The 9,482-nt window shown below is 41.3% G+C and carries 6 protein-coding genes; 2 read left to right on the forward strand and 4 right to left on the reverse strand.

Going from position 1 to position 9,482, the window contains the following annotated elements; genetic code table 11:
* Window positions 1-2: 2 nt before the first annotated feature.
* A complete protein-coding gene (locus tag ACQKC9_RS08705; protein WP_427621405.1) occupies window positions 3-1,676 on the forward strand; it encodes a mechanosensitive ion channel domain-containing protein in 1,674 nt (557 codons plus the stop codon).
* Window positions 1,677-1,757: 81 nt separating this feature from the next.
* Window positions 1,758-2,039 carry a hypothetical protein gene (locus tag ACQKC9_RS08710; RefSeq protein WP_427621406.1) on the forward strand — a complete coding sequence of 94 codons (282 nt, stop codon included), beginning with the start codon at window positions 1,758-1,760 and terminating at the stop codon, window positions 2,037-2,039.
* Between the two features lie 117 nt (window positions 2,040-2,156).
* On the opposite strand, the gene rnr is transcribed toward ACQKC9_RS08710, so the two are convergent.
* From rnr to thrS, 4 genes are all read right to left on the reverse strand, one after another.
* Window positions 2,157-4,433 carry a ribonuclease R gene (gene rnr / locus ACQKC9_RS08715; RefSeq protein ID WP_427621408.1) on the reverse strand — a complete coding sequence of 759 codons (2,277 nt, stop codon included), beginning with the start codon at window positions 4,431-4,433 and terminating at the stop codon, window positions 2,157-2,159.
* Between the two features lie 139 nt (window positions 4,434-4,572).
* Window positions 4,573-5,817, reverse strand: a complete 1,245-nt coding sequence (locus ACQKC9_RS08720; RefSeq protein WP_427621409.1) for a toxic anion resistance protein — start codon at window positions 5,815-5,817, stop codon at window positions 4,573-4,575.
* 406 nt (window positions 5,818-6,223) lie between these two features.
* On the reverse strand, window positions 6,224-6,727 hold the full coding sequence (gene infC / locus ACQKC9_RS08725; RefSeq protein ID WP_057762155.1) for a translation initiation factor IF-3: 504 nt from the start codon (window positions 6,725-6,727) through the stop codon (window positions 6,224-6,226).
* Window positions 6,728-6,750: 23 nt separating this feature from the next.
* Window positions 6,751-8,685, reverse strand: a complete 1,935-nt coding sequence (gene thrS, locus ACQKC9_RS08730) for a threonine--tRNA ligase (RefSeq protein WP_102091060.1) — start codon at window positions 8,683-8,685, stop codon at window positions 6,751-6,753.
* Window positions 8,686-9,482: the final 797 nt, after the last annotated feature.

Here is a 9,482-nt window from a genome sequence, read left to right on the forward strand (position 1 = left end):
TTATGGCCACTTATATTGACCGTCCGATAGTACGCAGTTTTATAAAAGCGTGGGGTCAAATAGTGTTGTTACTAAGCATCCTTTTTGCGTCCTCAGCGCATGCTGCCAGTGAAGAGATTTCTGGTATCGCAGCAGCGCTAGGTATAGAGACAACTGAAAGTGTAGATACGACAGAGGCAAGCGTATCTAACGATGATTCTGCTATATCAGAAAATGAGACATCAGACAGTGAAGTCACAGAACCTGCCAGCTCATTGCCAACGCCAGCTACGCCACCAATAATCAGTGGCGAAAGCACTAATAACGCACAAATCGAGACCACACCCACACCGCAAAAAGACAACGATATTCGTCAACGTATCAGCGGTATTTTCTCTGAAATCGAAGGCTTACAAGCCGTCAATGTTAGTGTCACCCAAGGGGTCGTTACCCTAACGGGAGAAACAGCCAACGAAAAAAAAGCACAACAAGCGATCAACTTAACCAACCGACTAACAGATGTCGTCACTGTAGAAGATAGAATTAACCGCACACTAGATGTTCAAGAGAATGTCTCAACGGTCTATCAAGGTCTAAAAGCGCAGGTGACCAATCTAGTGAAGGCGCTACCGCTACTATTGGTTGGCATCGTTATATTTGCCTTGGTAGCATGGTTTGGCAGTTGGTTATCTAATCGCAAAAAGATGTGGCAACGTCTGACGCCCAATCCATTTGTCGCTGAGCTGCTGTCACAAACGGTCAAAGTCATCTTTATTATCTTTGGTCTGATTTTAGGACTAAGTCTGATAGGGGCAGAGACTATTTTAGGCACATTGCTTGGTGGGGCAGGTGTCATTGGTATTGCGGTTGGCTTCGCAGTCAAAGATACCATTGAAAATTATATCGCTTCACTAATGCTGAGCATTCGCCAACCTTTTCGTGCCCGTGATCATATCGTGATTAATGGACAAGAGGGCATCGTGGTTCGTTTGACCTCGCGCGCGACGATACTGATGACACTGGATGGTAATCAGCTGCGCATTCCTAATGCTGAAGTCTTTAAAGGTACCATTCTAAACTACACCAAAAACCCTGAGCGTCGATTTACTTTTGAATTGGGCGTTGATGCCAATGATGATCCTTTAGCAGCAATCAAAGTCGGATTGGATGCGATACATACGCTGGCGTTTGTCTTGAATGAACCAAAGGCGATTGCGGTTATTACCAATGTGGGTGATTCTAATATTGTTTTGGAGTTTCAGGTTTGGGTAGATCAATCAGAGACTGATTTTGCCAAAGCACGCAGTATCGCCATTCGTGAGACCAAGCACGCACTAGAAGATAAAGGCTTTAGCTTACCTGAGCCTATTTATCGTCTGCGCTTCAATAACAAGTTAGAAAAAGCCTTTGAACACATGCAAAGCAGTGCCAACAATACTAATAATGTTCAATCTGATATAACGATTACGCCGACTACCCCCAAACCTGCTGAAACAAATCAGGTCAGCGAGAGCCATACGGATGACCAAGATAAAAAACAAGCCAAGGCTCGAGCCAAAACCATTTTACAAGGTCGCAGTGCTAATGAGGTTCTCGACGCCCGTCCTGACGATAAGTTGATGGAAAAGGTTGAGCAAGAGATTGCTCAAAGCTCAGATGAGACGGATTTATTGAATAATAATAGTCCGCAAGAATAGGTATTAAGTGTTAAATAAGGTTTAGGCATAAAAAGTGCAACAGAATCTATATTTGGTGGTTATTCAAATACGGGGCTTTTTATGGAAATGAAACACGTTATTATCTTTGCAGTAATTGGTATTGTGGCATTACTCGGCTTTAACATTATCAATGGCAATAGTCGTGAACAAAATAGAGAGATTGCAACCAGTAGTGTAGCGGCTGAACAGCCTGATTCTACAGTAGCTACCTCTGATACAGATATAACTAGCCAGCCACTTAGTCAACAGCCGAAAGCTATTGTAGATAGTGCGACCAGTAAAATCGACCTAGCACAGCAAGCCGAACAAGACCGTGTAGACCAATTGGACGATGCGCAATAGGCACAATAAATAGCTATATCATTGATGATTGAAAAGTACATAGCATAAAAAAGGCTAACGATCACGTTAGCCTTTTTTATTGTATTACAACACCAGTATCTAAGTATCAGTCTAAGCTTAGCTTTTTTTGGCAGCGCCTCTGCGGTTGCTGCTTCTTTTTGCTGGAGTTTTCTTAGACTGTTCTTTCTTCGGTTGACCTTTTTTGCTCTGGTTCATTGCACTAGATTGCAATTTAGCCTTCAAATCAAAGTCAATTTGTAGCAGATCCATATTGACACCCGCAACCTTCACTTTAACCGAATCGCCCAGTCCAAATAGCGTGCCTTTATCTTTACCGATAAGCTGCTGTTGCTGCTCATCGTAGACGAAGAAGTCATCGCCAACGTTTGAAATATGAACCAAACCATCGATATATAAGTCAGTCAATGTGACGAATAGACCAAAGCTAGTAACCGTAGTCACAACGCCTTCGAACTCTTCACCAACATGATCGGTCATGTAATGACACTTGAGCCAAGACTCTACATAACGTGATGCTTTTTCTGCACGGCGCTCTGTATCTGACGTTTGTGTACCAGCACCTTCAAGAGAAAAGTCCATAACAGGCTGTTGGCTATTAGTGACTTTCGCTTTAATCGCGCGATGCAGCATCAAATCTGGATAACGGCGAATCGGCGAGGTAAAGTGGCTATATTCGTCATATGCTAAGCCAAAGTGACCAATATTGTCAGGTGCATAGTTTGCTTGCATCATTGAACGCAGTAGCATGCTATGAATACTGATGGCATCTGGTCTATCTTTAGTTGCTTCAATAATGCGCTGATAGTCCGCCTGAGTTGGATTCTCTTCTGGGAATGGTAAGCCAAAGTTTTTTGCATATTCATGAATACGCATCGACTTCTCATTATCAGGCTTATCATGGTTACGATATAAAACTGGTAACTCATGTTTAAGCGCGAAGTTTGCAGCACAAGTATTGGCAAGGAGCATACACTCTTCGATTAGCTTCTGAGAGTCGCCACGAGTGCGCGGTAAAATCGCTTCGATTCCGCCTTTCTCGTTGAACTTGATATACGTCTCAACCGTTTCAAATTCCATTGCATGACGTTCTTCACGCTTTTTAAGCAGTAGCTCATACAATTGATGTAAGGTATCAACAGATTTTTTAACGTCTTTATTACCCGTTAATGATTTAGGTAATCTCTTATCATTCGGATTCACAAGATAATCATTTACTTGATTATAGGTGAGACGTGCTTGTGAGTGCATCACTGACGGATAGAACTCATATCCAGTCACTTTACCAGCGCGCGATATCTTGATATCAGCAACCATACATAAGCGATCTAGATTAGGGTTCAATGAGCATAGACCGTTAGATAACACTTCAGGCAACATCGGAATTACACGATGCGGGAAGTATACTGAAGTACCACGCTCATAGGCATCTTGGTCAAGTGGTGAATTCGGTGTCACATAATAGCTGACATCCGCAATCGCAACCACGACACGGTAATTACCACCAGAACGCTTTTCAGCAAATACAGCATCATCAAAGTCACGAGCATCTTCGCCATCGATAGTGACAAGCGGTAGATGACGTATGTCTGTACGACCTTTGATGTCTTTTTCTGTTGGCTCTTGATAATCATCGGCTTGCTTAAGCGCAGCTTCACTAAAATCTGATGGAATATCATAGTTGAGCAGGGTAGTCTCAATAATCAATTCACGATCATTGTCATCAGACAGCACTTCAGTGATTTTACCAGTGGCAAATTCATGCTGGTTTGGCCAGTCAATGATATCGACCTTAACAGGAGCGCCTTGTTTGATATTTAGCGCCTGAACATTGTCATCAGTAACCGTAATCGGCTGATGATTGTTTGGGCTACCAAGCTCAACACAATAGCCGTCTTCATCACGAGCAAGTGTACCAATAAAGTTGTTTTGACGACGTTCGACAACATCAACGATACGCCCTTCGGTACGTCCACGATTGTCTGTCGAAGTGCCGACAGCTGCTACCGTATCGCCATTGAATACCCAACGCATTTGTTTTTCATGTAAAAACAAATCTGGCATATCACTTAGCACCACAAACCCAAAACCTTTTGGATGTGCAGAAACTGTACCTGAGACGATATCTTGCTTAGTCACCGTGCGATAGCGATAAGGACGACCATCACGATTCACTTGGCCGTCACGCGCCATTGCCTTTAGGCGATTGCCCAAAGCATCAAACTGATCAGGATCATCAATATTAAAGGCTTTTGCCAATTGTTGATGCGTGACTTCCCCATGTTCATTAATCGTGCTGAGTATCAGCTCACGACTAGGAATCGGGTTGTCATATTTTTTTGCCTCACTTGAGGCGTTTGGATCATTCCAACTCATAAATTACCGTATCTATTTTTAAAATTATTAATAGTGGCTATCTTAACACGAACGACGTTGCAATATCTTGCGTCAATTGTCTTATGTGTATTCGGTAGCAGGAAGCGGTCAGTTTTCTGACGACCGCTATAGGGACGAATCAAATATCGATATCGACACTACTTGATTGGTTAGTGATTTTTTTACTATCCAGCTCTTTTGAAACTTCTAGTACCGTAGTCTGATTTGATTTATCCAAGTATTTTTGTGCTTTATCTACTTCCGTGGTCAGTGTATTGACCGTTTGCTTCATATTCTCTAGCGCTTCAATTTTATAATTACTAATCATATCCATAGTGTCATAGACATTATTGAAAGCATTTTGCAGTTTATCAAGCTCAATACTACTGCTAGTCGCCTGCTCATGGATTTCACCTGACTGACGCTTGAGCATCGCTGACGTTGATTCAATCAAACTACTAGTCGTTTTATTCAACGCAGTGATTTGATCTAGTACTAATTTTTGATTGGTCATTGCTTGAGCAACGACCACAGCCGTGCGTAATGCAGATACAGTAGTCGTGGTTGCGCGATCAACACCTTTAATCAGCTCTAAATTATTACGGCGAATGGTATCAAGCGCCAAATAGCCTTGTACATTCACTGCTAACTGAGTTAAAAAGTCAGTGTTTTTTTGACGGACATAAAACAACATCTCTTCTTTAATAATGCGCGCTTTTTCTGGATCTGTTGCTTCTATCGCATAGACCTTTTGCTCAAGTTGCTCATCAATCTTTTTGCCAACATAGACATACTGGCGAATAGACTGCATCAGCTCCCACATGTTGACTTTTTCTTGCTCAATCATCGCATTGTCTTTGAGTAACTCGTCTTTACCATTGTAGAGACTGGTCACAACGGCATTGATGTGCGACTGCGCTGACTCATACTGACGGAAATAATCTTGTACTTTGTTGCCGAATGGAATGAGACCGAACAGCTTGCGGGAGCTGGTCAGCTCCTTTTTGCTCGGATCTAAGTCTTCAACAATACCACGTAGTTCCGTTAGCGATTTGGCGATAGGAGAGTTGTCGAATAAGCTGTCATTCAGACTTTTTGCGGGAAAATCTAACATTCGGTTAGATACTTGTGCAGATTCGCGAATCTCTTTGGTACCTAGATTATGAATAGACTGCACGTTCTGTCGAAACTCATCGCTATGCACAGAGTTAGTAATCACATGATCAACAAAAGCATCAACCTTGGCATCGAGCTCAGGAATTTGGCTTTCATCCAATTTGACCATCTGATCTGCTTCACTTTTCTGTATTTCTTTCACAGGTTCAGGTGCTGTTAGAGAGATACTGGGAGTTGTAGCGTTTTCTGGTGGCGTCAATTCTTGCATGAAATAACCTCTGATATCGGAGAAGGGAAGTGTTTTTTGTCAACGACTCTGACAGTCGTGATATACATTGTTTTTATTTATACACTTAGCTTTTTTACACTTATAAATTATCTTTAGCTCATACTAATTTTTATCGAATGATCACTAGTGACTGCTAAATACTGACGAGCAAACATAACTAGACCTTTAGATTACCGTGTAATCAGAAAGTTGAGAAGGTGGATTTTGTAAAATAGCGTCAGTCAATGATGCTAGGCTATTTATGTTCAATATAGCTATGTTTATTACAGCAGTTTTTGAGTCCACATAATAAAAAACCATCAATATCCCGCAGCATATTGATGGTTAGAGTTATAAATAGCTATATAGACTAACAGCCACCACTCAAAGCAATCCAATAGACAGATTACTTTTTCTTAGTGGGTCCAAGCAGCATACCCATCTGACGACCTTCCATCTTAGGGTACTGTTCGACGTTTGAGATATCAGCAGTATCTTCAATGATACGATCAAGTTGTTTGCGACCGATATCTTGGTGCGCCATTTCACGTCCGCGGAAACGGATGCTAATTTTAACTTTGTCTTGATCTTCCAAGAAGCTCACGATTTTTCTCAGTTTAACCTGATAATCGGCCTCTTCGGTACTAGGACGTAGCTTCATCTCTTTAAGCTGAGTCTGCTTTTGGTTTTTCTTAGCTTCTTTAGCCTTTTGCTTTTGATCATAGAGAAAATGCTTATAATCCATGATCTTACATACTGGCGGCTTAGCTTCAGGAACTAATTCGACCAAATCTAGATTTTCATCACGTGCCGCTTTCATCGCGGTTGCGATATCAACCACGCCCATTTGCTCGCCATCTTCTTTAACGAGACGGACTTCTTTGACATTGATATCTTCGTTGATGTTCAAACGGTTGGACTGTTTAATAGGTATTACTCCTCATCTGTTTTTGGGGTCTGTCGGCCTTTTTTACTGACAGCGGTCTGTACTAATGTAATAAATTCAGAAACACTCATCACGCCAAGGTTCTCACCTTCGCGAGTTCGGACGTTAACACTGCCCGATTCGACTTCTTTATCCCCTAATACTAGCATATAGGGAATACGTTCTAATGTTTTCTCTCGTATCTTAAATCCAATCTTTTCGTTACGCAAGTCGCTAATAGCGCGTAAACCTGCATTTTTGAGCTCGCTAACCACGTTTTCACATGCATCAGCTTGCTTATCGGTGATATTCATGACCACAACTTGCTGCGGTGCTAGCCATACTGGCATCCAACCGGCATAGTTTTCGATCAAAATACCAATGAAGCGCTCAAACGAACCTAAGATTGCACGGTGCAACATAATAGGTACTTCACGATCGTTTTGCTCATTGACGAACTCAGCATCGAGACGCTCAGGCATATTTGGATCAACCTGAATGGTACCGCACTGCCAAATACGACCTAATGAATCCTTTAGACTAAACTCAATCTTTGGACCATAGAATGCACCTTCGCCAGGTAAGTAATCCCAGTCTAGCCCTGAGCTATCAAGCGCATCTGCTAGCGCTTTTTCTGCAAAGTCCCAAGACTCATCACTACCAACGCGTTTTTCAGGGCGGGTAGACAGTTTCATAATAATATTGTCAAAGCCAAAATCTTCATAGACCGCAAGCGTTAGCTTAATAAAGTCAGCAACTTCTTGTTGAATCTGTGCCTGCGTACAGAAGATATGCGCATCATCTTGAGTAAAACCACGTACGCGCATCAAACCATGCAATGAACCTGATGGCTCGTTACGATGACAAGAACCAAATTCAGCCATACGTAGTGGCAAGTCACGGTAAGATTTTAGACCTTGATTAAACACTTGCACGTGACAAGGACAGTTCATCGGTTTTACCGCATAATCACGGTTTTCACTAGAAGTCGTGAACATATTGGTTGCATAGTTGCCCCAATGTCCTGAACGCTCCCACAAACTACGATCGACGATTTGAGGGGTTTTAATCTCTTCATAACCATTGTCATATTGTACTTTGCGCATATATTGCTCAAGTACTTGATAAATCGTCCAACCATTAGCATGCCAGAACACCATACCTGGCGCTTGCTCTTGCATATGAAATAGGTTCAACGCTTTACCAATTTTACGATGGTCACGTTTTTCTGCTTCTTCGATGCGCTGAATATAAGCCTTTAACTGTTTCTTATCAGCCCATGCAGTACCATAGATACGTTGTAACTGCTCGTTTTTGGCATCACCGCGCCAATAAGCACCTGACATTTTGGTCAGTTTAAATACTTTCAAAAAGCGCGTGTTTGGCACATGCGGGCCACGGCACATATCGACGTATTCTTGGTGATGATACAAGCCAAACGCTTCTTCACCTGGCATATCATTGATAAGCTTTAACTTATAGTCTTCATTACGTGATTCAAATATCTCAATCGCTTCGGCACGTGGCGTCATTTTTTTAATAACGTCATAATCTTGCTTGATCAGCTCCATCATGCGTTTTTCAATTGCTTCCATATGCTCAGGCGTAAATGGTGTTTCACTAAAGATATCGTAATAAAAACCATCATCAATAACAGGACCAATGACCATCTTCACATCAGGATATAACTGTTTAACAGCATGACCTAACAGGTGAGCGCATGAGTGACGAATAATATCGACACCGTCGTCGTCTTTTGGCGTTACGATTTCAACATTGGCATCAGCGACGATAGGATCATGTGCATCTACCAGATGACCATTTACACGTCCAGCAACCGTCGCTTTAGCGAGTCCTGTCCCAATACTTTGTGCCACTTCCATGACTGTTGTATGACCTTCAAAGTCTTTTACACTACCATCGGGTAAAGTAATCGCTACCATAATCTATTCGCCTATTATTGGGTCCGTTGGCAGTGATGACTGCAACCATCAATCATATAACCGTGAGACCACATCAATTATATCTAATCATCGTGATATGTTGTGAAAGGGACGCATTACCTAGAGTCTTACTATAACTATATATGTTAGAACTGATATAAGGCTCTAAGTCAGTAAATCAATAGCATTGCAGCAGAACGCATTTTGCTATAGAAGTAATATAACAGCTAACATATATAAGTAATGCAGCAAAATACCTATTATAGCAAAAACCGTCTCGCAACACTAGATATCAAGGGATTGCGCGACGACTAATATAAGAGCCATATCTTATGATAAAGGTAGTATCAGATACTGCACTATATAGCGCAGTATATTGAAAGCATCATATAACCCCAAATAACTTAGCTCCTATATAGTGCTAATCATGTGAATATCAACATTCAAAAATGTAAGAGATAATTTGTTTAAGGAAAATACTCAAAAATGACAGGGTAAATAAGTCGAGTTATGAAGATCAAACAAGCTTATCTTTATTGAAAATTGGTGAATTAAATCGCATTGCGCACTAGTATTAAAGAAAGTAGAGAACCTCAATTTTATAACCCATTGAAAGAAATACAGATTTATTCATCTGCTAAAATAAGTTTAAAAACATTAATAAAACGGGTTGACACAAAAGTTAAACCGTCTATAATACGCCCTCATCAAGACGAGCTGGAAGTAGCTAGTGTGTTATTACACATTAATAACCCAGTTAACTTGTTGAAACAAATTAAAAAAAGAAGTTGACAGAC

Origin of the sequence: Psychrobacter sp. NPDC078409 (assembly GCF_050268505.1) — a bacterium.
Taxonomy (GTDB): Bacteria; Pseudomonadota; Gammaproteobacteria; order Pseudomonadales; family Moraxellaceae; genus Psychrobacter.